Annotated in this window: 18 protein-coding genes; 1 reads left to right on the forward strand and 17 read right to left on the reverse strand. The window is 40.2% G+C overall.

Translation table 11 applies throughout. The features are described 5' to 3' along the window. Positions 1 to 478: 478 nt before the first annotated feature. Positions 479 to 1,063: a YitT family protein gene (locus tag ACHUFV_RS12860; RefSeq protein WP_394234693.1), complete on the forward strand. Its 585-nt coding sequence runs from the start codon at positions 479 to 481 to the stop codon at positions 1,061 to 1,063. Positions 1,064 to 1,177: 114 nt separating this feature from the next. On the opposite strand, the gene glnA is transcribed toward ACHUFV_RS12860, so the two are convergent. The 17 genes from glnA to fliD all read right to left on the reverse strand — a co-directional run bounded on the left by glnA (position 1,178) and on the right by fliD (position 26,351). Further along, a complete protein-coding gene (gene glnA, locus ACHUFV_RS12865; RefSeq protein ID WP_394234695.1) occupies positions 1,178 to 2,512 on the reverse strand; it encodes a type I glutamate--ammonia ligase in 1,335 nt (444 codons plus the stop codon). Between the two features lie 43 nt (positions 2,513 to 2,555). Continuing rightward, complete coding sequence (locus ACHUFV_RS12870) at positions 2,556 to 3,008, reverse strand: diaminopimelate epimerase (protein ID WP_394234697.1); 453 nt, start codon at positions 3,006 to 3,008, stop codon at positions 2,556 to 2,558. Between the two features lie 150 nt (positions 3,009 to 3,158). Next, the gene (gene gltB, locus ACHUFV_RS12875) at positions 3,159 to 7,667 is read right to left on the reverse strand and encodes a glutamate synthase large subunit (protein ID WP_394234699.1); all 4,509 of its coding nucleotides are present in this window, start codon (positions 7,665 to 7,667) and stop codon (positions 3,159 to 3,161) included. Positions 7,668 to 7,957: 290 nt separating this feature from the next. Then, positions 7,958 to 9,184, reverse strand: a complete 1,227-nt coding sequence (locus ACHUFV_RS12880) for a PDZ domain-containing protein (protein ID WP_394234701.1) — start codon at positions 9,182 to 9,184, stop codon at positions 7,958 to 7,960. Positions 9,185 to 9,478: 294 nt separating this feature from the next. Continuing rightward, positions 9,479 to 10,066 (reverse strand): hypothetical protein, encoded by a 588-nt coding sequence (locus ACHUFV_RS12885; protein WP_394234703.1) that lies wholly within the window; start codon positions 10,064 to 10,066, stop codon positions 9,479 to 9,481. 223 nt (positions 10,067 to 10,289) lie between these two features. Beyond that, complete coding sequence (locus tag ACHUFV_RS12890) at positions 10,290 to 11,765, reverse strand: S41 family peptidase (RefSeq protein ID WP_394234705.1); 1,476 nt, start codon at positions 11,763 to 11,765, stop codon at positions 10,290 to 10,292. A 252-nt stretch (positions 11,766 to 12,017) separates the two neighbouring features. Then, positions 12,018 to 13,211, reverse strand: coding sequence for an MFS transporter (locus ACHUFV_RS12895; RefSeq protein ID WP_394234707.1), 1,194 nt, complete (start codon positions 13,209 to 13,211; stop codon positions 12,018 to 12,020). A 559-nt stretch (positions 13,212 to 13,770) separates the two neighbouring features. Beyond that, on the reverse strand, positions 13,771 to 15,063 hold the full coding sequence (locus tag ACHUFV_RS12900; protein WP_394234709.1) for a murein hydrolase activator EnvC family protein: 1,293 nt from the start codon (positions 15,061 to 15,063) through the stop codon (positions 13,771 to 13,773). 267 nt (positions 15,064 to 15,330) lie between these two features. Continuing rightward, a complete protein-coding gene (gene ftsX, locus ACHUFV_RS12905) occupies positions 15,331 to 16,224 on the reverse strand; it encodes a permease-like cell division protein FtsX (protein WP_394234711.1) in 894 nt (297 codons plus the stop codon). Further along, on the reverse strand, positions 16,214 to 16,900 hold the full coding sequence (gene ftsE / locus ACHUFV_RS12910) for a cell division ATP-binding protein FtsE (protein ID WP_394234713.1): 687 nt from the start codon (positions 16,898 to 16,900) through the stop codon (positions 16,214 to 16,216). The genes ftsX and ftsE overlap by 11 nt, the downstream gene beginning before the upstream one ends. Positions 16,901 to 17,514: 614 nt before the next feature. After that, the gene (gene cccB / locus ACHUFV_RS12915) at positions 17,515 to 17,853 is read right to left on the reverse strand and encodes a cytochrome c551 (protein WP_394235095.1); all 339 of its coding nucleotides are present in this window, start codon (positions 17,851 to 17,853) and stop codon (positions 17,515 to 17,517) included. A 525-nt stretch (positions 17,854 to 18,378) separates the two neighbouring features. Beyond that, positions 18,379 to 19,480 (reverse strand): peptide chain release factor 2 gene (prfB, locus tag ACHUFV_RS12920; protein WP_394234715.1). Its coding sequence is split into 2 segments (ribosomal slippage): positions 18,379 to 19,407 and positions 19,409 to 19,480, totalling 1,101 coding nucleotides; the frame shifts between segments, so codons are not numbered across the junction. Positions 19,481 to 19,589: 109 nt separating this feature from the next. Continuing rightward, positions 19,590 to 22,100 (reverse strand): preprotein translocase subunit SecA, encoded by a 2,511-nt coding sequence (gene secA / locus ACHUFV_RS12925; RefSeq protein WP_394234717.1) that lies wholly within the window; start codon positions 22,098 to 22,100, stop codon positions 19,590 to 19,592. A gap of 488 nt (positions 22,101 to 22,588) precedes the next feature. Continuing rightward, positions 22,589 to 23,140 carry a ribosome hibernation-promoting factor, HPF/YfiA family gene (hpf, locus tag ACHUFV_RS12930; RefSeq protein ID WP_394234719.1) on the reverse strand — a complete coding sequence of 184 codons (552 nt, stop codon included), beginning with the start codon at positions 23,138 to 23,140 and terminating at the stop codon, positions 22,589 to 22,591. A 311-nt stretch (positions 23,141 to 23,451) separates the two neighbouring features. Then, positions 23,452 to 23,802 carry a flagellar protein FliT gene (locus tag ACHUFV_RS12935; protein WP_394234721.1) on the reverse strand — a complete coding sequence of 117 codons (351 nt, stop codon included), beginning with the start codon at positions 23,800 to 23,802 and terminating at the stop codon, positions 23,452 to 23,454. Next, complete coding sequence (fliS, locus tag ACHUFV_RS12940; RefSeq protein WP_394234723.1) at positions 23,802 to 24,203, reverse strand: flagellar export chaperone FliS; 402 nt, start codon at positions 24,201 to 24,203, stop codon at positions 23,802 to 23,804. Before fliS ends, ACHUFV_RS12935 begins: the two co-directional genes overlap by 1 nt. A gap of 27 nt (positions 24,204 to 24,230) precedes the next feature. Then, positions 24,231 to 26,351, reverse strand: a complete 2,121-nt coding sequence (gene fliD / locus ACHUFV_RS12945; protein ID WP_394234725.1) for a flagellar filament capping protein FliD — start codon at positions 26,349 to 26,351, stop codon at positions 24,231 to 24,233. Positions 26,352 to 26,415: the final 64 nt, after the last annotated feature.

The raw sequence follows: 26,415 nt of genomic DNA on the forward strand, positions 1-26,415 counted from the left end.
TTGCTTCACAACAATGTCCTTCATCCACCCTATGAAGGACATGTCATTTCTTTTGCTTCACAACAATGTCCTTCATCTACCCCATGAAGGACATATCATTTCTTTGCTTCACAACAATGTCCTTCATCCACCCTATGAAGGACATGTCATTTCTTTTGCTTCACAACAATGTCCTTCATCCACCCCATGAAGGACATGTCATTTCTTTTACTTCACAACAATGTCCTTCATCTACCCCATGAAGGACATTTCAAACTTAATATATTGTTGAAATGTCCTTCTTTGTTGTTTTAGTTTTAAATAACACTATTCTGTATGAGTTGGCATCTTTACCACAGGAAGTAAACTACTGATCATACACGATTAGCTCCTTTTGTTTACCTCTACTTAACTATCTCCACCATTTTTTCACAACCATCTACATGAAAAATCTTCTAAGATAAAATGCTTGGACATATATTTAGCATATCCAACGTAAATGAAGGTGACTGTTATTATTCAGAAAATACCTGTTGTTTTTATTGGCAGCCTTTTGATGGGAATAGGAATTAATGGTTTTCTGGTGCCATATCATTTGATTGATGGCGGCATTATTGGGATTGCTCTTATCTTGCATTACTATTTTGAAGCACAGGTTGGACTTACGATGATCCTCCTGAGTGTACCTTTATTTCTATATACATGGCTTCGTGAGAGATCGTATTTCTATCATAGTCTGTACGGTCTCTTTATTGCCGCTTTTTTCATTGATTGGCTCGCACCAATTAAACATCAGCTCCATCTGCCGATTCTTGCAAGTGCCTTGTTAGGCGGAGCATTTATCGGACTAGGCACTGGTCTCATGCTACGTTATCAGACAAGCACTGGCGGAACGGATTTGCTGGCCAAATTGGTTGCCAACTCCTCCTCCTTGAATATTGGAATCGTTATTTTCATGATTGACGGCTTGATTGTAACAGCAGGCTTTAGTGTGTTAGGGCTGAGAACCTTCCTTTTTTCCTGTATTGCAATTATCACTGTCGGCGTCATGAGCTCCCTCATTATCGGGCCGACAAAACACTGAGTAGCAATCTTGAATATTTGCATATTTCGGGAAAGTAGAGAGGGATGGGTATGAATCTCCTGCCTGAAACTCGAAAAAAAGCCCCGATACTAACGTATCAAGGCTTTCAACTAATTAATATACACTCATGTAGTTCTGGCGTTCCCAAGGATGAACCTGCGTACGGAACATATCCCATTCGATTTCCTTCGCTTCGATAAAGTGCTCGAAGATATGCTCACCAAGAGCAGATATAATCACTTCATTTGATTTTAATACTTCGATTGCCTGAGCTAATGTTGCTGGAAGATCTGTCACTCCTTCAGCTAGACGCTCTGCTTTATTCATGGCGTAGATATTACGGTCAACTGGTGCTGGAGGATTAATACTGTTTTTCACTCCATCAAGACCTGCTTTTAACAGCACAGCTAATGCTAAATATGGGTTTGCAGCTGGGTCGACACTTCGTACTTCTACACGTGTACTTAATCCGCGGGAAGCTGGAATTCGAATTAACGGCGAGCGATTGCTTGTTGACCATGCAACATAACAAGGGGCTTCGTATCCAGGAACGAGACGCTTATAGGAGTTTACTGTTGGATTTGTGATCGCAGTAAAGGATTCAGCATGCTTTACAATACCAGCAATAAATTGACGAGCTGTTTCACTTAATTGTAAATCTGCAGTTGCATCATAGAATGCATTTTCACCATTTTTAAATAGTGATAAATTACAGTGCATACCAGAACCGTTTACACCGAATAACGGCTTCGGCATGAAGGTAGCGTGCAGACCATGCTTACGGGCAATTGTTTTAACAACTAGCTTAAAGGTTTGGATATTGTCACATGCTGTGATTGCATCTGCATATTTAAAGTCAATTTCGTGTTGTCCAGGCGCAACCTCATGGTGTGATGCTTCAATTTCAAAGCCCATTTCCTCAAGCTCAAGAACGATATCACGACGGCAGTTTTCCCCAAGATCTGTTGGAGCTAAGTCAAAGTAGCCTCCGTTGTCATTTAACTCTAATGTAGGCTCCCCTTTTGCATCAAGCTTAAATAAGAAGAATTCCGGCTCAGGTCCAAGGTTAAAGGAAGTGAAGCCCAGCTCCTCCATTTCTTTTAATACTCGCTTTAGATTGTTGCGTGGGTCCCCTGCAAATGGAGTACCATCTGGGTTATAGATATCACAAATAAAACGAGCCACTTTTCCTTTTTCTGCTGTCCACGGGAAGACAACGAAGGTATCAAGATCTGGATATAAGTACATGTCTGATTCTTCAATACGCACAAATCCCTCGATGGAAGAACCGTCAAACATCATTTTATTATCAATGGCTTTTTCAAGCTGGCTGATCGGTATTTCCACGTTTTTGATTATCCCTAAAATATCAGTAAATTGAAGACGGATATATTTTACATTTTGCTCCACACACATACGTTTAATATCTTCTTTTGTATACTTAGCCATCATTTCATCTCTCCTTTTTTCATCTAAAACAATATTGAACTATTTACGTTCTTGGTAAATTCATTGTTTCTAATTCACCATAACAAACATAATTGACTTCACCATTTGTCCAGACCTGATTACGCTGATCCCATACCATGACGGTCTTTACTTTTCGTTTTTCCCCAAGCTCTACTTTAATACTGATATCTCCACCTAATGTCTCGATCGTAAAGCTTGTTGTTTCGGCGTACATGGTATCATATAGATAGGCAGCAACACATTGTAGACCAATTAAACAATGGTCTGCCTCTGTCCCTTCTTGATCAAACACTCTCATTCTAAAATCTGCTCGATTGGAAGGACCAATCAGGAGCATACCATCCGAACCAATTCCAATATTCACATCTGTAACCAGCTTCGATAGTTTGGAGAAGTCAACATTTTCCATTGAGTCTTCTAAAAGATTAAATAATATATAGGAGCTCCCTAAGCCCTGCATTTTTGTAAATTGCATTCCTATCCTCTCCTCCATCAATAGGACGACTTCAAATTTATCAGCCTCGTATGCTATTAAAGCAATGACACTCAACTAAACTCTCAGTCGTCACTAACAAGGGACTAAGGTATTTAGTTCTTCTCGTTCTTCCTTATCGAAAAGTGAAACTTATTTCACTAAAACTTCACTAGGATTGGATTGAACCATTCCCTTATATTCTTTCGGAATAACTTTCACCCATTTTGAAAGTGTTTGATCCCAATTGTTAAGAATCTCGAAGGCCTTTAAACTACCTGTATAGTTGTAATGGTTTTGGACAAGATTTAATACCTCCGTATAGTCTTGCTCGTCCAAAACTTCTAAATCGACTAATTCGTGATTGCACTGCTTTTGGAATTCACCCAACTGATCTTGGTAAACATATGCGACTCCACCCGTCATACCTGCAGCGAAGTTATTACCTACTGAGCCGAGAATGACTACACGACCGCCAGTCATATATTCGCAGCCATGGTTACCGACTCCTTCCACAACAGCATGAACCCCGCTGTTTCTAACACCGAAACGATCACCGGCAAGACCACGGATATAAGCTTCTCCTGCTGTTCCACCATAAAAAGCAACATTACCAATAATGGTATTTTCCTCAGCCATAATAGTAGATTTTTCAGATGGTTTTACAATGATTTTTCCTCCGGAAAGTCCTTTCCCAACATAATCATTTGCCTCATCTTCAAGTGAAAGTGTTAATCCCTTTGGAATAAAAGCACCAAAGCTTTGTCCAGCTGATCCTGTAAAGTTCAACTTAATCGTATCCTCTGGAAGTCCAATTGCACCATATCGTTTTGTTATCTCACTACCAAGCAGCGTACCCACTGTTCGATTAATATTTTGAATTGGGAAGCTTGCTTCTACTTTCTGCTTTTCTTCCAGTGCAGGCTGGCTAACGGATAAAAGCTCCCGATAGTCTAAGGATTTCTCTAGGCCATGATTTTGCTTCTGTTTTGCTCCAATTCCATTAGTCACCGATCCTTCAGGCTGGTAAAAAATAGATGATACATCCAAATCCTTTGCTTTCCAATGAGATTTTGCCTGTTCACTTTGGCTTAATAAATCAGTGCGGCCCACTAGTTCATTTATTGTACGAAGTCCTAAGCTCGCCATAATCTCTCGAACATCCTGTGCGATAAAACGCATAAAGTTTTCAACATGCTCCGGCTTACCAAGAAATTTCTTACGTAATTCTGGATTTTGTGTTGCAATCCCTACCGGGCAAGTATCGTTTTGACATTGACGGACAAGGACACAGCCTAAGACAACTAATGGTGCTGTCGCAAAACCAAATTCCTCTGCTCCAAGTAACGCTGCCATGACCACATCACGGCCAGTCATTAATTTCCCATCTGCCTCTAATACAACACGATCACGCAAGCCATTTAATAGTAATGTTTGATGCGTTTCCGCAAGCCCAAGCTCCCAAGGCATACCCGCGCGCTTGATGCTTGTTCTTGGTGCAGCGCCCGTTCCTCCGTCAGCTCCACTTATTAAAATGACATCCGCAAGCCCTTTTGCCACTCCGGCTGCAATGGTGCCAACTCCTGCCTTAGACACGAGCTTGACGCTGATCCTAGCATGCGGATTTGCATTTTTTAAATCATGAATAAGCTGTGCAAGATCCTCAATCGAATAAATATCATGATGCGGCGGAGGTGAAATTAACCCAATACCTGGTGTTGCACCACGCACTTCAGCAATCCATGGATATACCTTATTGCCTGGCAAGTGGCCACCTTCTCCAGGCTTTGCTCCCTGCGCCATTTTGATTTGAATTTCTTCTGCATTCATTAAATAATGACTGTTGACACCAAAACGAGCGGATGCTACCTGCTTGATTGCACTGCGACGCAGATCTCCATTTTCATCCGGCAGATAACGATCAGGATGCTCGCCGCCTTCACCGCTATTACTTTTTCCACCGAGACGGTTCATCGCAATCGCTAATGTCTCATGCGCTTCTTGACTTAGTGAACCATATGACATAGCCCCGGTTTTAAAGCGTCGTACAATAGACTCAATGGACTCCACTTCTTCAATTGGAATTGGATTTGTTTTCTTAAAGGTAAATAAATCACGTACAAAAATCAGCTTTGATTGATTTGCTTTCTCTGTATAGGTTTTATATTGCTCATAATCGTTCGTACGGCATGCCTGCTTTAGCATGCGAATAATATCAGGACTAAAAGCGTGCTCTTCTCCGCCTTTACGCCACTTGAAATCGCCACCTACAAACAGAGGCTGTTCTTGGTTTTCCGTTTCAAAGGCCATTTCATGACGAATAAGGGTTTCCTTTGCGATCGTTTCAAGCTTTATTCCGCCTAATTGTACAGATGTACCTGTGAAATATTTATCTATAACAGTAGGGTGAATTCCCACTGCTTCAAAAATTTGTGCTCCACGATAGCTTTGCACGGTAGAAATACCCATTTTTGAAAGAACCTTTACAATTCCTTTTGTTACAGCTTTAGTATAATTTTTAATTGCTTTTGAAAGATCTAGATCCGCTAATTTTCCATTATGGAAGAAATCTTCGATTGTTGCGTAAACAAGGTATGGATTGATGGCATCTGCGCCATAACCAATTAACATACATAAATGATGAATGTCCCTTGGCTCTCCAGATTCTACAATAATACTTACTTTTGTCCGTGTACCTTGACCTACTAGATGCTGGTGAAGTCCACTCACTGCAAGCAATGCTGGAATTGCTGCCACATCTTTATTCAAGTCCTGGTCTGATAAAATAATCAGTGAAACACCCTCACTTACTGCATCATCTACGGTCTGGAACAAACGAGTTAAAGCAGGTTCAAGACCATTCTCTCCTTTATTCGCTTCAAAAACCATCGGGAATGTTCTTGATTGGAATGGGACACTATTCAGTGACTTAAGCTTAATTAGATCTTTATTTGTAAGAATTGGTGAATCAAGACGAATTCGCTGGCAGCTTGCCTCAGCAGGATCTAACAGATTGCCCTCTGCACCTAATAATGTTGATGTTGATGTAACAAATTGTTCACGAATTGCATCAATCGGCGGATTTGTAACCTGTGCAAATACCTGTTGGAAATAATTGTATAATAACTGAGAATAATTTGAGAGTACGGCAAGCGGTGTATCATTTCCCATAGAACCAATCGGATCTTTGCCCTCTTTTACCATTGGGAGAAATTGGTCATTTAATTCTTCCTGTGTAAAGCCGAATGCTTGATGTAATTGCTTAATAGTTTCATGATTAGTCTTTTTACTGTCATCTGCAGCTGGTAATTCATTGATATGAACGCTTTGATTATTTAACCATTTTCTATATGGCTGCTCATTAGCAACCTTCTTCTTCACTTCATCATTTTTAACAATACGTCCTTCTGCGAAATCAACCAGCAGCAAGTTACCAGGACTTAGTCTTCCTTTTTCAAGGATTCGACTTTCCTCCACATCCAGCACCCCGGCTTCTGAAGCAAAGATGATTTGGTCATCTACCGTCACATAATAACGTGCAGGACGCAGTCCATTTCGGTCCAGCATGGCACCAATCTGCTTCCCATCTGTAAAAGAAAAGGCTGCCGGTCCATCCCAAGGCTCCATTATATGGCTGTGGTATTCATAAAAAGCTTTTAAGCTATCATCCATTGTTTCATCTTTTTCCCAAGGCTCTGGAACCATCATCATCGCAGCATGTACTAAGGAACGTCCAGATAAATGTAGAAACTCTAGGCAATTATCAAAGGATGATGAGTCACTTCCATTCTCATCAATAATCGGCATCACATCACTGCTAAAATCGCCGTACACAGAATAATCAATCATCTGTTCGCGGGCTTTCATCCAATTTACATTACCTTTTAAGGTATTAATTTCACCATTATGGATTAAGTAGCGATTTGGATGTGCTCTTTCCCAGCTAGGAAATGTATTCGTACTATAACGTGAATGGACTAATGAAAACGCAGAATTGTATGCTTCGTCCTGTAAATCGAGATAGAATTGATCAATTTGTTCAGGTGTTAACATACCCTTATAAACAATGGTTCTTGAAGAAAGACTTGCTACATAAAAGGTTGAATCCTGAGCAAGCTGTTTTTCACGAACTTCCTTTTCTACTCGTTTTCTAATCACATATAGCTTTCTATCAAATTCTAACTCATTCATTTCACTAGATTTTCCAATAAATACTTGGCGTATGGACGGCTGGCTCGCTTTGGCATTTACGCCAATAGAAGAATCATTTGTCGGCACGGTTCTCCATCCTAGAAAATCAAGACCTTCCTGGGTAATCATATCCTGAAATGCCTCTTCACATTGTTTGCGTTGGCTACTATTTTCAGGAAGAAAAACCATTCCAACCCCGTAATTTCCTTCTTCATATCCGCTCAATGTTGAAATCTCTTTGGTGAAGAAATGATGTGGAATTTGTGTCATGATCCCTGCTCCGTCACCCGTAGCAGGATCGCTGCCTTGACCGCCTCGATGTTCCATCCGAGAGAGCATTGTCAAACCTTGTTTCACAATTGTATGTTCTCTTTTACCTTTTACATTTGCAATAAAGCCAATCCCGCAGGCGTCGCGTTCATAGGCTGGATTGTAAAGTCCTTGTTTTACTGGAGGTCTCATCTGATTCATTTTTCCATTCACCCTTTGCATAATAGTTTTAATAGCAAAACAGATCATTCAAACTGTTCTCAATTCGCTATCATTTTCGTTAGATTAATCATATTACAACGAGATTAATCTTACCAATATTGTTTTTGCATAAAATCAATCTAATTTTGATATATATTACATATATACGATGCCATTTGTCACATTTTGTATGAAACCACATGCCTTTTTTAGCATTACAGCGCTTACATCCTACAGGAACAAAAAAAAAATCCTCTAAGGCTTCGGATACCTTAGAGGATTTTCTAGTATTAAAAAGATTTATTATGATGTGATGGGACAAACACCATTGCTTCGTCGTCCCACAATTTCTCGTCCTGAACAAAGAGAATCCCTAGCTGGTAGTGATCTCCTTCGTATAAGGCTCTTTGGACAAAGCGAACCTGGTCATTGACATCAAAGACTTCAAGCTTACAATGTGCACGATTTTTTTGCATCGCTTCATAAAAGCTTTCTTCATCTGTAATCATGACGCCATTCACCTTTGAAACAACCTCTCCTACGTCGAGACCCATTTTTTCAGCAGGTGAATCAGGAATGACACCAAGAATCATTACTCCTTGATTTCGCTGCGAAAAATAAAATGGAAGATTGTCCTCATTCATACGCTGGCGCATCGATAATAGCTCACGCCCGATAATGGCGACTGCAGCAATGACAATGGATGCAGGAGGATACCAGTACCCTGCTATAGACAAGCATGTGAGCACCGCTCCAAATTTTATTACGTTTTTCCCTGCCTGCTTAACAGCTAATACCGGGAGCCTCCCTTGTATCTGCTGATAGTAGCCGATTGCAAAAGGAACAAGAACAATCGAATACGTTTGACCGCCAATTGAAAATACTGGCCACCATTCAAATGGTGCCTGCAATGCTTCACCTGGAATAATCAGAAATAAAGGCAGCATCCAAAGACGCTTTACTTCATGTACGCCGACACGCATTCCCCGCTTCCCTTTAACGAGCTTAGGAGACGTGCCCTTCCTGCCATTTCGAAAAATCAAAATACCCTCAGCAATGATTAATATACCCAACAGAGCGGCAATTGGAGGAAGAATGGATTGGTTCCATTCAGGCGTATGACTTTCAATAAGGGGAAGAGACCATTTTTTACTTAGAATAAACAGCGTAGCGAAAAAGGCCAAACCAACAGTGTAAACCGGAGATAAAAAGCGAAAATTTGTGGTTAAGCTCCAAAATAAAGTAAACAGCGCTGCCAAAATAACCGTTTCAATTGGAATTACCAGTCCCGCTCCAATTGTCACGACAGACAGAATCAATCCAATACCTAAGCCCAGTGGAAGAAGCTGCCGTAGTTCATAATAGGCATTTTTCACCCGCGCATGAAATTGCTTCCTTTCTCGCTTCACTCTTGAAATTCCCATGATAGCGGCAACAATAAACAAATAATAAAACAGTGGATTTAGAAATAATCTCTCTAAACCTTTTAAAAACTCAAAACCCCAATCTAGTGCCAATACTGCCACCAACCTCTATTGATCATTCATTTAGAAATCTATAACGTTAATCTCTATTTAACTATTCTATCAAATTAAATGAGGACAGTAAATTAGGCGTAAGGACACATTTTAGATTTATGCTGAAACTTTGTGTTGATTTCCGTTTCAGGCACTTCGCTTTCCGCGGGCGACCGCCGAGCCTCCTCGACACTTCGTGTCTGCGGGGTCTCGACTGTCTCGCTTCTCCCGCAGGAGTCTTCGTGCCTTCCACTGCAATCAACCTGTATACTTATACATCCTTAATTTAAAATGTCATTCAGCTTTGGTTTTTCGTAAAAAAAGTAAGGCTGCAACGAATCCACCAATAAGTCCGTCAATCATGTCAAACATCGTATCATCATGGTCTCTGCCCTGAGCGTTATAATGAAACCATTTGTCTCCTGTAAATTCAAGCAGTTCCCAAAGTCCTGCAGCGGCAAGTGAAAAGCTAATCATATAAAGGAGGATGAACGCTCTTGGAAGACGGGAAGCCAATTCCTCTCCCACCAGTATGTTCAGCATGATTAAGCTCCCGTAGCCAATCCATACTCCTGATAAAAGATGAAGTGCATCATCAAAATGTGGAATTTGATAGAAGCCCCCTAGCGTGCCGAGCCCAACAGCTATAAAAGTAAAGGTATAGATGATGATTGTAAAGGGAGCAGGTAACGGACGGGATGAACGGGTTTGATAAACATACATGACTGCAAACACTACTATCGTCTTCATGCCCATGAATCCCTTCGCTTCATTTCCGTTTATGAACATCAAAATCGTTTCGATTGTAATCAATGCACCAAACAGCCAGCACGCTAGCTTTTCGTAAAGGTGAATCATGTGTTTTTTATTAGTTGAAGCCATATTCCCCATCACCCTCATGAAGATGTTTTCGGAAGGTTTCCTTATATATATTGTACTCTTCACGGCTTGGATTCGTTGCTGGTATTCTGAAAATTGCTCGACAGTTTACGAAAAAAAGGGCTGAACCTTCTCAAACGAAATGTAACAAAATTCCGTTTGAAAGGTTCAGCCTCTAAGTTTTTTCCTTATGTTTTTTGGAAAGCTTACTATTTAAACAGCTCTGTTATTGTTTTACAGCCTGTGCAATAAATTTTAACGCGGCCTGCAATTGCAGGTCGTTGCTTTCCTTTTTCAATTCCTTGACCACATTCTGTTCAAGAGCAGCAGCGGTTTTTCCATCAATGACACCGGTACTCTTTAAATTATTTTCCTGCTGAAAGGCTTTTACTGCTGTTTCGGTAGCCTCGTTAAAATAGCCATCCTTTCTTGATGTTTCATACCCAAGGCTTATTAAGATTTGCTGTGCGTTTTTCACCTGTTCATTGTTCATATCCTTCTTTAAAGGTTCCTTGAGCTGGATTGGATGTGTATGATAAAGCTCGGTCTGTGTCACCGCTAAATCAGGCTTAATGCCCTTTTTGTGAATCCAATTACCATCAGGTGTCAGCCATTTAAACAGGGTTAGCTTGATATTGCTGCCGTCCCCCATTGGCACTGCCTGCTGAACCGTACCTTTACCAAAGGTCTTTTCGCCAATAAGGGTAAATCCTTCTGCCTCCTGTAGTGCACCGGCAAGAATCTCTGAGGCGGAGGCACTGCCTTTATCAATTAAAACAGCAACAGGGTATGGCTTCTCTTTCCCTAGCGTCGTGTAATATTTCTCTCGTTCACCGTTGCGCTTTTCAATCTGCATATATGGTTTATCCTTTGTGACAAATTCCTTTAAAATTTCTTGTACACTTTCCAAGAAGCCTCCAGGATTTCCACGCACATCAATAACCAGCCCATCAATATTCTTTTCCTCGAGCTGATTCAACTGCTTTTTAAACTCAGTTGCAGTGTCCTCTGAAAAGGATGTCACTTCGAGATAGCCAACGGATTTATTGTCCTGCTCCTTAATCTTTGAATGGACAGTAATTTGCGGTATTTCATCCCGTTTAACCGATATGATTATCGGATCATTTAATCCCTGTCGCATAATTTCAAGCTTTACGGTTGTCCCTTTTTCACCGCGAATTTTTAACGTGGCTTCGTATAAATCAAGTCCATCTACGCTTTGGCCGTCCACTTTCAGGATTTGGTCATTCGGCTTGATTCCTGCCTTTTCCGCTGGTGAATCCTTAAACGGTGCGACAATAACAATTTTTCCATCTACCATGCTAACCTCGGCCCCAATGCCTTCAAAGGATGAATCCAAAGCCTGGCTGAACTGCTTCGCCTTCTCCTTGTCCATATAAACGGAATAAGGGTCGTCCAATTTTGTAAGCATCCCTTGAATTGCACCCTCTACCAGCTTTTCCTCTTTCACTTCCTCCACATAATTTCCTTTAATTAACTGATAGGCCTGTACGATTTTATCCATATTCCCTTCCTGAATGCCGAAGTCTTGCATGGATTTTTCCTTTGTTTTCGATTCTGTTTTTGTTTCTTCCGGCTGCGACGGTGTGATATCCAATTTAAACATCATGGCAGCGTATGTACCACCCGCTCCTGTCAGCAGGGAGCCTGCCATAAGGAGCGCTATCCATTTCCGCTTCATCCCCATCTTCCTTTCTGCCTTTCATGAAACATTTTAATAAAAACGGAACTAGTCAGAATCATAGTTGGACCAGTTGTCCAAGCTTTCTTAGTTCAATATATGTGGAAACGGACAGGTTATGAAAAAATCTGTGTATTGAAGTGGAAAATTACCTTTTTGGAGTTTAGAGGGCGGCTCTTATGAGGTGCAAGTCAAATTACAACAAAAAAACGGAAGAGCCGCATTCTTGCACTCCTCCTTTTTTATCCGAAACTATTCAAATCTATTGCTTTTATTGTATAAAGCATAACCCAAAATACCACATATCATGAGAATAGCACTAAAGCTAAACATTCCTTTATAACCAACTAGTGAAGCAAGACCTCCGCCAAGCAAAGGACCAAATCCTTGCCCGATATTCGCGCCAATATAGAAGGTACTTGAAGCCACCCCTGTTCTTTGTCTGCCTAATTTCCGAAGAGACTCTGCCTGCAGTGCAGGTTGAGCGATTCCCTGCCCAAACGCTTTAAAAATAGCGGCTAAAATGATCATCCAAAGTGAATTTGCATAGCCTAATAACAATAATTCTAGGCAGCCAAATATTAATGCAGGATACAAAATATATGAGAGCCCCTTTTGATCATATAACTTTCCTGATATTGGTCTTATAAAAATAAGAAACAATGCATATACGGTGAAAAAGAGTCCTACTCCACTTATATTACGTTCTACCCCCAGTAAAACTAAAAATGAGGTGACAAGCCCATTTCCTAAGGAAAACAAGCCCCCTATTAAAGAAAGCGCCAGTATTTCAAATGCAATGATATCCTTTAGACTGATTCTGTTTCTTTTAACTGCGATATTTCCTATCAATTTATAATTTTTGTTCGAAACAAAAATCATACATATGGATGCAATAATCAGCAATGCTGCTGCTATCATGAAGGTTTTGGGAATTCCAAAATGACCTGCAGCTTCTATCCCTATTCCAGGACCAAGAGCAATCCCAATAATTTGACTAATGCCAAAATATCCAATACCTTCTCCCATCCTCTTTTTTGGAACAAAATCGGCTATCCAAGCAAGATTGGACGCGCTGGTAATACTGAAACTGGCTCCATGTAGCATACGAAAAAAAATGATAAGCCCTATATTGGGTGCTAGGCTGTAACCGATTGTCGCAATGCCATTGATGAAAGTAGCGATGATCATAACATATTTTTTATTGACCCGGTCTGTGAGTATTCCACCAAACGGCCCAATGAAAAGCGCCGTAATTGCAAACACCCCAACAATAACTCCTGCCATCCCTAAGGATGCACCTAAATGGAGAACATATTCCGACAAAAGTGGGGTGACAAGATTAAAAGCCATTTGGCTGAGAATATTTATACACAATAAGATGATATAATTTATATTCCATAAGTTACAGATCTCTTGTGTCTCCTTGTATCTATTTAGTTCCATTTAACACCTTTCCCTTATAGACTAACGAGTTGCACTTGAAGCCCCTATTTCCTTCACGACTGTAGCAGCCTAGTTTGTTTTTGTGCACTTTCTTCTTACTTAGATACAACAATTACAATTACGGTTTCTCAGGTTCATTAGGTCCGCTTAGTTAATAAAGACTTAGTCCACGTAATCAACCTACAATTATATAGATGAAAAGTATCCCCGCAGACGACTTTGCTGAATGTTTAAGAATATCTTTAAATAAATCCTGTTATATATGTCATTAAATACATGGCTCCAAATAACGGTCGGATATGGCCAAAAGAAGCTACCCTCATTTTAAGCGATTATTCAAAACTTTCAAAGATCTACCAAAACGCAGGCAAGCTTTAACGTATTAAAAACACATCTTAACACGTAATAACAGATTTAAGATTTAGAGGGGGATATCCGCGCTTTTCAGAAGCAGATTCGCATTTTTACAGTTTATTCCATCCAAACACAACAAAAAACGGAAGATCCGCATTCCAGCAGTCTTCCGTTTTATCACAAACTATACAAATCTATCTTTCTCTTACAATGGTACAATACCAACTGGGTTAATCGCATTGGATTTCGCCGCATTCCATGCTCCTCTATGCAGTTCGAAATGTAAATGCTGGCCGTAAGAATCGCCTGTATTACCCATATAACCGATAACTTGTCCTTTAGTGACAGTGACCAGGTTTCCGACTGAACGGCTGCTCATATGGGCATAGACCGTTGTATAGGTTTGTCCATTAATAATATGCGTAATCATAACCGTTTCACCGTATGAAGAGGAAGTATACGATCTAGATACAACTCCGTCTGCAGCAGCGACAATTGGCACTGTACCGCCCTTCGCTATGTCTACTCCGTAGTGGAAGCCTCCGCCGTTAAAGCTGCGAAAGCCGAATCCAGAAGTAATTGTACCTGCTGCCGGTCTTGTGAACGTTCCATCTGAGACCGGAACCGTGGACACAGTGCTTGAACCACCGCTTGATGCGCCTGCACTTGCCGCTGCAGCTGCTGCCGCAGCTTGTTGTCTTTTCAGCTCAGCCTGTCTTTGCTGCTCCATTTCAATTGCTTTTTGAACCGCTGCATCTTGTGCCGTGAGGTTCTCGTTTTGTTCTTCCAAGCTCATTTTTAGCTCGTTCACCTGTGCTTCTTCCTGTAAGAGAGAAGTCATCAATTCATTTTTCTGTGCTTTTTGCACATCTAAATCTGCCTTCAAAGCATCAAGCTCTGCACGCATCGCTTCCAAATCGCTTAAATCCTTTTCAAGCTGTGCTTGCTTTTGCTCCAATGCATCTTTATCGGCCTTATGCTGCGCAAGGATGTCCTGGTCCGCTTCTAAAATAACGGCAACTGCTCCGACACGGTCGATAAAGTCAGAAAAACTTTCTGCTCCTACTAGCACCTCAATATAGCTGACCATTCCACCGCTTTCCTGATAGGATCTAGCACGGTCCTTCAATAATTCATTACGTGTTGCAATACGTTCCTTTAACACATCAATTTCCTTATTAAGCTGGGTAATCTCTGCATTTTTTTCATCGATTTGTTGATTTTTTTCGGTGATTTTCGCTGTTGTATCACCAATTGCTATATCGATCCGATCAATATCCGCATTAACCTGTGCCTTTTCAGCACTGATCTCATTCAGCTGTGCTTCTTTCTGATTAATTTCAGTTTGAATGCCTTCCTGCTTCGTTTGAATCTCTTCACTTTTCTTTTCTAGCTCACTTAGGGATGCTGCCATAGCCGTGCTGGCTGGGATGCCTACTAAAGCCGTACTCAGCCCAACTGACGCGACTATTGAAAGTGTCATGATGGTTTTCTTCAATTTCGATTTCTCCTCTCTACAAACAGGTGAATCGTTTTCTCTATTTATCTAGTAATCTTTGTTGAACTTGGTTGTTGATTTCCGTTCAAGAAACTTCGCTTTCCGCGGGCGACCGCAGGAGTCTTCGTGCCTTCCACTCCAATCAACCTGCTAATAAAATCAACTTTGTTTTTTACATAACCTTCTATCAATATTAAAATCCATCATGTAATAGATGGATTTTATATGTAGCAAGGAACAAGGAATTCTTGTCCCTTGTAATCATTCTTATACTTTTAAGAACTTTCTTACTGACATTAAGCTTCCCCAGACTCCAATTAGTGCACCTAATAGAATCAGCAGTCCAGAGATTTGGTAGATAAAAGGACTAAATTCCAGTAATTGAATGAAATTACCTGCTAGCTTCTGTGATAAATACCCATGAGCATAGTAATAGCCCACACCTACGACAAGGATAGGTATGATGGATCCTAATAAGCCGAGCCATAACCCTTCAAGGAAAAACGGCCAACGAATAAATCCATTTGTAGCACCTACAAGCTTCATAATCTCAATTTCTTTTCTTCTAGCAAATATCGTAATTTTAATCGTATTGGAGATTAAGAACATCGCTGTAAACAACAGTCCAATAACTAAAATAAGACCGATGTTTCGGCTGATGCTTGTTACTTCAAAAATCTTTTCAACACTGCCCTGACCATATTTTACCTTTGAGGCAAAATGCATTTTTTCAATCTTCTTAGCCGCCTTCATGGTATCTGTTGGGTTTTTCGTTTTTACGACAAATACGTCGTTAAGCGGGTTATCCTGTTCAAATAATGTAAAGGCTTCTCCCTCTTCACCTAAGCTGGTAATCAAATTATCAAGCTCTTCTTCCTTTGGTGAGAAAGTAACACTTGCCACTTCCGGCAGCTTTTCAATTTCACTCTTTAATACCTGCTGCTCCTCATCTGTTGCGGCTACATCAATGTGAACGCGAATTTCAACGTCGTCTTCGATGCTTTTAGCCACATTATTAAGATTCATCATAATAACGAAAAAGACCCCAACCAATAGAAGAGTAATGGTTACTGCACTGACAGATGCAAACATCATCCAGCCATTTCTTCCTAAGCTCTTAAAGCTTTCCCTCACATGGCGACGAAGTGTATTAGCTTTCATACCCGTAATCACCTCTCTGTTCGTCACGGCTGATCATACCGCTTTCGATAGCAATAACGCGGTGCTTAATTGAATTCACAATATCACGGTTATGTGTTGCCATGACGACGGTTGTCCCGTTCCTGTTGATTTCTTCAAATATTTTCATAATCTCCCAGGATGTATCCGGATCTAGATTCCCAGTCGGTTCATCCGCGATAACTACCTTTGGATTATTCACAATTGAACGGGCAATTGAAACACGCTGCTGTTCCCCGCCTGAAAGCTCTGAAGGAAGCATGCGAGCCTTATGCTTTAAGCCTACAAGATTGAGGACTTCCATGACTCTTTTTTTAATTTGGTCCGGATGTTCCTCAATAACCTCCATTGCAAATGCTACATTTTCATAAACAGTCAAGGTTTGAAGCAATTTGAAATCCTGAAAGACCACTCCAATTTGACGGCGCAGCATTGGAACCTTATTAGGCTTCAATTTCTCCAGGTTGACACCGTTTATCATAATCGTTCCTCTAGTCGGAACTTCTTCTCGATACATCATTTTAATAAACGTAGATTTTCCTGCGCCACTAGGTCCTACGACATAGACAAATTCACCTTGCTTAATGGAAACACTAATCCCATTGGCTGCAACAACACCATTAGGATACTTTTTAAATACATCTTCCATTTCTATCATGTTATCACCCAATGTTTTTTGTGTTGAAAAAAACAATCAAATTCGCTCGCCGAATTTGCGCCCGGATTTTTATCAAGCTTGCCTCGATAAAATACCTTTTAAAAATCCGAGGCATCCGCCGGAGGCTTAACTTCATTTTGAACTCAACTGAATCGGAGAGCTATTTTTACACTTATCTCCTACTTTAGAAGTGGGGGAATTCTGCTGAAATGAAGTTAAATACTGTCGACAAAATTCTACAAAAACGTATATGTTTTTCTCACACACACCATTATAACATCATAATCCAGCAATAATAGTGTTAAAAATATTACAGTTTCTTTTCATGCGAAAAAAATGTCGATTTAAAGGAGCTTGATGCTTGTAAAACTTAGTTGAAATAAGGGTTTTGTTACGGTGGTTACCATTTTGTAAAACAAATTGGTAATTTGTGAAGTTTATAGGAAAATAGGAGTATAATACTGAAATAAATTGTAAAATAAGTAGATCAGATAGGAGTTAAGATAGGTGTTAAAGAAAACTAGAAACAAATAAGGGGCTGACTAACCATATAGTGCGTAACATCATAATCCCGCGGAGTCATACCCCTTTATTTTAAACCAGTCTATTACCTATTATTTTTTTGCAGCAAGCCATTCAGCAACAGCCGTTACATCTGCTCCTTCAATTAAGCCTGGAGGCATAGCACCTCTACCATCATTAATTAATGTTTCTATATCTGCTTGGGAAAGTCTTGAACCAACCGTTGTAAGGTCTGGACCAACTCCACCTTCTAAGTTCTGTCCATGGCAGCTGGAGCATTTTTGAGTGAAAATTTTCTCTCCATTTGCTGCAGCTGTATCAGTTGTAGCGTTATCACCGGATGTGCTAGTTGAATCCTTCTCCTCGCCACCGCCACAGGCTGCAAGTATAAGTGCAGTACCCATCAATAATGCAGCGAGTCTCCCCTTCACTTTCATTCTATATCCCCCTTTGAAATAACTACATAATTCAGATATATTATACCATAATCATTTTTTCTTAAAAGTATTTCAACTATTCTATTAAGTTATGTTTTTGTAAATAATTCAATCATATAAAGGGTTAGAGTTATTTGTTTCAATTTTGTGAATTGTATTTAAGTTATATATGATTATAAACATATATGCGTAGTTTCTATTAATATTATTTTTCTTATATTATAAATTCTATATATTTTTACTTGATAACAAAAAAAGACCTCCGTCCAGCGCTTGGACAGAGGTCTTTTTGGGATTTGCAAACTATGTTGTTGATTTCCGTTCAAGAAAATTCGCTTCCCGCGGGCGACCGGCGAGCCTCCTCGACACTACGTGTCTGTGGGGTCTTGCCTGTCTCGCTTCTCCCGCAGGAGTCTTCGTGCCTTCCACTACAATCAACGAGCGCACAACATACAATAACGTTCATTAATAAAGTCTTTATTATAAAAAAATAACCAAATATTACAAACCAATTCATTATTAGGAAATTTTGGAACGGAGGTACGCGTCGATAAATTCGTCGAGGTCGCCATCCATGACGGCATGTACATTCCCAACCTCTGTATTGGTACGATGATCCTTAACCATGGAATATGGATGGAATACATAGGAACGAATTTGGCTTCCCCAGCCGATATCCTTTTGCTCACCGCGGATTTCTGCAAGCTGCTCTTCCTTCTTCTCAATCTCCAATTGGTACAGCTTTGATTTCAGCATTTTCATGGCTGATTCACGGTTTTTAATTTGCGAACGCTCTGATTGACAGGTCACAACAATATTAGTTGGAAGATGTGTGATTCGGATCGCCGATTCTGTTTTATTGATATGCTGTCCACCGGCACCGCTGGCACGATACGTATCAACCTTAAGATCCTCGGATCGTACTTCGATCTCAATATCATCATTAAATTCAGGCATCACTTCACAGGATACAAATGAAGTATGACGGCGGCCTGATGCATCAAATGGAGAAATACGTACAAGACGGTGTACACCCTTTTCAGCTTTTAAATAGCCATAGGCATTATGACCTTTAATGGCAAGTGTAACACTTTTAATACCAGCTTCATCACCAGGTAAATAATCGAGCGTTTCCACCTTGAAGCCTTTTTTCTCTGCCCAGCGTGTATACATTCGGAGTAGCAGGGATCCCCAATCCTGTGATTCCGTTCCGCCCGCACCAGGGTGAAGCTCCAAAATCGCATTATTTTTATCATATGGCTCACTTAAAAGAAGCTGCAGCTCGAACTGATTTAAACGTTCAGATAAAGCAGTCATTTCCTCTTCAAGCTCACTTTGAAGCTCTTCATCTGGTTCTTCTTTTACAAGCTCATACGTCAGCTCAAGGTTTTCAAATGTTTCAAAAAGAGTGTAAAACTCATTGACCTGATCCTTCAAAGCATTGGATTCATTAATAATCCCTTGAGCCTTTTGTTGATCGTCCCAAAATCCCGGCTGAAGCATGATATCATCCAGTTCAGCCATTCGTGCTTCTTTGTTTTCTAGGTCAAAGAGACCCCCTAAAGTCCGCTAATTTTTTAGCTGTTTTTTCTAATTCATTACGAATTTCCGCTAATTCCATTTCTATTCCACCTCAACTAATTAATAGAGCCTCTTTTACATTAAAAACAGACATAACAAAGTCTATTCATGATAGACCTTGTTATGCAGGGTTGCTATGGACTGAAGGACTACTCCAATAATCCATGACAATTTTTATATTTTTTACCGCTGCCGCATGGACATGGATCATTTCGTCTAATCACATTTCGTTTCACAGTCGGCTTTTTCTTAACTTCTCCATCTTCCTTCGGATTGACGGCCTGCCCTTTTGCGACTTCTTCACGTTCAAGGTTATTGCGGATTTCTGCCTTCATGACATATTTCGCTACTTCTTCTTCAATCGATTCGACCATCGCTTCGAACATCGCAAAGCCTTCCTGCTGGTATTCACGGAGTGGATTTACTTGGCCGTAGGCACGTAAATGGATTCCCTGACGAAGCTGATCCATTGTATCGATATGGTCCATCCATTTTGAATCAACTGCGCGCAGCACGATGACCTTTTCAAACTCACGCATTTGCGCTTCGCCAAGCTGTTCTTCTTTTGCATCATAATGCTCTTTCACTTTGGCTAATACCATATCTATGATTTCCTGGCTGTCCTTGCCATGAAGATCATCAAGTGTGATATCTCCTTCACGAAGAAGGCTGCCGTTAATATAGTCTAAAAGACTTTGGTAATCTTTTGGATCCGGCGTTTCACTGTCCGGAATATGAACTGCCACATTTCGTGATAAGGAAGCTTGGATCATATTCTCCACAATACTGCGCAGATTTTCTGATTCTAACACTTCATTACGCTGGGCGTAAATAATTTCACGCTGCTGTCGAAGGACATCATCATATTGTAAAAGCTGCTTCCGGGCATCAAAGTTGTTCCCTTCCACACGCCTTTGTGCAGATTCAACCGCTTTTGAAACCATTTTACTTTGAATCGGCTGTGTGTCATCCATGCCGAGCTTTTCCATCATCGCCTTCATATTGTCGGAACCAAAGCGACGCATCAATTCATCTTCCATGGAAAGATAGAACTGTGTCACACCCGGATCCCCTTGACGACCTGAACGTCCACGAAGCTGGTTATCGATACGACGGCTTTCATGACGCTCTGTACCAATAACAGCAAGACCGCCAACCTCTTTCACACCTTCACCAAGCTTAATATCCGTACCACGGCCGGCCATGTTGGTGGCAATCGTTACAGCACCTGGCTGTCCAGCATTCAGGATGATTTCAGCCTCGCGTTCATGGTTTTTCGCATTGAGGATATCATGCTTGATTCCTTTTTTCATTAAATAGCGTGAAATAAGCTCTGACGTTTCAATTGCAACCGTACCGACTAGTACCGGCTGCCCTTTTTGATGCCGCTCTGCGATATCTTCCACAACCGCTTTGAATTTTCCGTCCATGCTGGCATAAATTAAATCCGCTCTGTCATCACGGGCAATCGGCAGGTTCGTTGGAATCACAATAACATTCATATTATAAATGTTACGGAATTCCTCTTCCTCTGTTTTCGCTGTACCGGTCATACCAGACAATTTTTCATACATCCGGAAATAGTTCTGGAAGGTAATGGTCGCAAGTGTCATGCTCTCATTTTGAATTTCCAATGCTTCCTTGGCTTCGATCGCCTGGTGAAGTCCATCGCTATAACGGCGTCCCTTCATTAAACGGCCAGTAAATTGGTCAACGATGATAATTTCTCCATCCTGTACGACGTAGTCCACATCACGATGCATGCTTGAGTGGGCCTTTAAAGCCTGTGTAATATGGTGGTTCAGCGTTACATGTCGAATATCAAACAGGTTTTCAATTCCAAAGGAGCGCTCTGCCTTCGTCATCCCGCTCTCTGTTAATTGAACCCCTTTTGTTTTTTCATCGTACGTATAGTCTTCTTCTTTCGTTAATGTACGAACAAACGCATTCGCCTGAATATAAAGCTGCGTAGACTTTTGCGCAGATCCAGAAATTATCAATGGTGTACGGGCCTCATCAATTAAGATAGAGTCAACCTCGTCAATCACGGCAAAATGCAGCGGACGCTGTACTTTTTGCTCTTTGTATAGAACCATGTTATCACGTAAATAGTCAAAACCAAGTTCATTATTCGTGCTATATGTTACATCACAGGCATATGCTGCTTGCTTGTCTTCTTTTGAAAGACTATTTAGGTTTAATCCTACAGTTAGTCCAAGGAACGTAAAGAGCTGGCCCATTTCACTGGCATCACGGCTGGCCAAATATTCGTTGACCGTTACAACGTGAACGCCTTTTCCAGTTAATGCATTTAAATAAACAGGCATCGTCGAAGTTAACGTTTTCCCTTCCCCTGTTTTCATTTCAGAGATATTTCCTTCATGCAGGGAAATCCCCCCCATGATTTGAACAGGATATGGATACATGCCGAGAACACGTTTAGCTCCTTCGCGAACAACTGCGAACGCTTCATACAATAGATCATCAATGGATTCTCCGCCTTGATAGCGAGTCTTAAACTCTTCTGTCTTGCCACGGAGCTCATCATCTGAAAGCTTTTCCATATCAGAAGCAAGTGCTTCAACCTTCTCAGTCATCTTTGTTAGGCGTTTTATCTCCCGCTTATTCGGATCAAACACTTTACTTAAAATCCCAGCCATACAAACGCTCCTTTATTTGTTCATGAGGAAGCACGGGGTCGGTTCTTTTGCTTCCAGTTTGGAAGCATAGGGTCGGTTCTCTTGCTTCCTTTCATGCCTTTGCAGTGAGAATGGGTTCTCCTGCTTCATTTACGGGCATGTCACTTAACTTTTTTTATTTATTCTGAATGAAAAAAGATTCGCCTTTTAGAACACCGAATCCTCCCAATAAAAACCGCTAATTTCCTTCATTATCTTACCACTTCCATGGGTTAGTGACAACTTATGTTAAATGGATCATCAGGATAAAGGTCATACTTGCTTTTACGGTGAAAATAACATCTTGGAGAGCGAACGGGTGGTTTCAGGATTTATAAGGGTATTGTGTATCCATCATGATCTTTTCATTTCACATTTATACCATCTTTCCTACAAAGATAGTAAAACGCAGCCCTTTTTAGAAAGAGCTGCGTTGTTATGTTCATATCGTTTATGATTTAAATTCAATTTTAGTGTGCTTCGATTAATCCATAACGGCCATCTTTACGCTTATAAACAACGTTTGTACGATTTGTTTCTGCATTTGTAAAGACATAGAAGCTGTGGCCTAGCATGTTCATTTGAAGAATCGCTTCTTCATTATCCATTGGTTTTAAATCAAAGCTTTTTTGACGAACCACTTCTAAATCATTCTCATCCTCAACAACTGTTTCGCCAGGCTCGCTGTGGACATTAAATAATGTATTAATTCCGCCTTTTTCACGGAATTTACGGTTTACTTTTGTTTTATGTTTACGGATTTGACGCTCAAGCTTGTCAGTAATAAGGTCAATTCCGGCATACATGTCATCATTTACTTCCTCTGCACGTAACACTAGGTTTGGCATTGGAATTGTTACTTCAACCTTTGCTTTTTTATCGCTGTAAACTTTAAGATTTACATTCACATTTGCTTTCGGGGTCTCAGTAAAATATTTTTCAAGACGGCTAATTTTCTTTTCAATATACTCTCTAATTGCTGGAGTTACCTCAATGTTTTCACCACGAATGTTGTAGTTCATAAGTGAACTCCTCCTTTTCTTATTCACTAACGGCGGTGCCTAAGATTTTATTAAAGTAAGCGTTTAATTCTTACTTTAATCAGTATTATAACCTTAGAAACTGCCGATGTGTATATCTTTAAATTTCTATAGGATTATATTTCTATGTCGCCCTTCCATTCTCCTGCTAAATCATCTAAATTTTTAAAAATATGTCGAATTAGTGACAATCTTGTAGAAAAGCAGGAAACCAGTAGGAATCCAATATAGAGTACATTTCAGAAAGACAAAGCGACACAAATGTCCATTTTCGGTGTCAGGCACCATGTTGATTATTTTCTTTTGTCATAAAATACACCGTCAGTTGCTGAAAGGGATTCATACGGATTATGGTATTTGGTTTGCGATTGCTTTTTTTTATGCAAGGTTTGTATATCCCTTTTAATAGCCTCTTTTTCAATTGCGAGAAGCTTTGCTAATTTTTTTTCCAGCTCAACCAGCTTCCTGCCTGTCTGCTGGTCCTCCTGTGAAAAAGGGGGCTTCATTTTATCTATGAAGCCCTCACGCTTTTCTAATAGCTCTTCCATCTGTGCTATTTTCACATCACGGTCATTAGACTGCTCATTTTCGAGCAGTTTTATTAATTCAACCGTGACCTGGTAATAATCTTTTACTTCGCTCACTAGATTTGCCCACCTTGTGAAAACTGCTTCTGACGGTTTAGTTGAATCACTTCTTTCCACGTATCACGAAACTCCGAAACAAAGCCTTCCACTTCATCTAAGATCGCTGGATCATTTTTCGTGTTCGCTTCAATTAGACGACGATGTAGATAATCGTATAAGGACATCATGTTTTTGGAAACAGGAATGTCCATATTTAATGTCACCATCAGTTCTTGAATAATTTTTTGAGCCTTAATAAGGTTCGTGTTTTTTTCTTCAATTTTATTTTCAGCCATTGCCTTTTTTGCGAAGCGGATAAATTTAATACAGCCGTTATAGAGCATCAACGTTAACTCACCCGGAGAAGCGGTTGTAACGGAATTTTGCTTATAGGATTGATATGGATCTTGAACTGCCATTTTGTGTACTTCCTTTCTATTGGTTCATTAACTAAAAAAGTTTTGCGTAATATAAGCTGATTGCTGATTGGCATTTTGAATCGCTTTTTCCATTGCGGTAAATTGTCTGTAGTAGCGATCTTCTATAGCTGTCAATCGGTCCTCTAGACTATCAATTTGATCATTAATATTGTTCAGCTGTTTTCCGATTGTAAATTGGTTATTTGTTGAATAGCTTTTCCCTGCTTTCTCATATAAAACATCCATGGTCCTGCCGACTGTATCGTAAAGCCGCTGAGCAATCCCTTTTTGACCATTTGTCGTCCCTGATGCATTGAATAAAGCTTCAATGGATTCAGGATCTTCTTCGATAGCCTTTTTCAGCTGTGCTTCATTTATTTCAAGCTTTCCGCCTTCTAAATAGTTGGCAGTCGTCTTGATACCGATGCTGGCAAGCTGGCTATAGACTGGATTGATTTTCTCCGATTCTACTTTTCCGTAAAAATCCATCCGCATGGAAGAAAGCAGGCTCGTTAGGGTCTGATCCCGTCGTAATAGGCCGCTCTTCGCCTTCTCTTCCCACTGCTCCTGTTGCTTGTCCGACAGCTGCTCCCGCTGCTCATCAGTAAGCGGCGTATAGCCTTTGTAACGCTCCTGCTGGGTTTTCTCTTGAATTTTCCCAATTAGTTCGTTGTATTTATCGATGAAGCCTTTAATGTTTTCGAAAATTGTGTTGTTGTCGTTGTTAATTGCTATGGTTACGGGTGTTGCTGTTTGGTCTGTTCCTATTTCGTTGAAGGTTTGTTTTAGGGTAAATGTAACTCCGTTAATCGAAAATGAGTTGGATGATCTATTCGTTTCTAAACCATTTATCGTGAAGATCGCATTTTGGCCTTCGACATTTGCTTTGGAATCTCTAAATTTCATGACATCATTTATAAAACTACCTGAAAAACTAATCTCATCTCCATCAGGCTTAAAGTCACCAGTCTCATTTCTAGTCATCGTCATTCTTCCTGTTACTGAATCAAAGAACAAGTTTACACCTACACTAGATGAGTTCACTTGATTAATGACAGAGTTTAAAGAATCACTAGCAGAAATGAGGAATGAATCGTGTCTTTCACCTTTTGAAGTACTTGTATCAAATGAAAAGGTCTTATATCTGTGATCATAATTTACTTCAAGTGACATAGTAGCCTTTGAATCAGTTTTAAGATTATGCATTTCACTTGTTAAAGTAATCTCACCTGTATCTTTATTTAACCTACCGACTACATCATCACCATTCTTAATCTCATACAAACCATTATTATCAGCTTCTGCATTAATAGTTAACGAAACTTTAGAACTTAATTGACCATCAGCCGATATGTTTAATACAATATCTTTGTATACATTTTTGATAGCACCTTTACTTAACTTAATTGTGGTTGCATCAGCTGCGATATTTACATTATCTGTTCTGTTGTTTGCAACATAATCAATCTTTACCACACTATCCTTGGCAAGTGACTTCCCAAAAATCATGTTACCGTCTGTCTTTATTTGAACTTCATTTTCCTTTAATGAAAGATTTTCTATATCACTAGCAACAACTTTATATCCGATTCCATTTACTTTTACACTCCAAGTACCAATAGTTGAAGTTTTTACATTTGGAGCTAAATTTGCCATTTCCTCAAATTTAATAGTATTACTAGCTGTTTTAACATCTATCGACTTACTAGAAATGGCGCCTGTATTCCATGCATAGGATCCGAGACCTAAAGAGTCTTTTTGTAAATACATGCTTTTATCAGCATCAAAAGATCCATTTGAAATGCTTCCTGTGTTAGTTCTTGTTTCTGCACTAGCTAATTGTTTAACACTAGAAATCGAATACGAAGAAAGCGCCGCTGCACTCGTCGCAGTAGCCGTGACCTTCGAATCATCCGTAGTCGTAGTGGTACGAGTTCTATATTTACTCGACAGCTTCATTTGCGTTAATTCCGAACGGAAGTTGAGTAGCAGTGTGTTCATTTCACGGTAATCATCGCGCTGCCATTCCATTGTCTGTTTCTGCTGCTTGAGCTTGTCGAGCGGCATTCGTTTGACTTTCATCATGTCGGAAACAATGGAATCAATATCCATACCGCTGGCCAAACCACTGATTCGCATGTTTGCCATTTTTCATTCACCTCACATCAAATTCGCCCGCCGAATTTGCGTCCGGATTTTTATCGAGCTTGCT

It is taken from the genome of Niallia oryzisoli (assembly GCF_043641075.1).
Classification (GTDB): Bacteria; Bacillota; Bacilli; order Bacillales; family Cytobacillaceae; genus Bacillus_BD; species Bacillus_BD oryzisoli_A.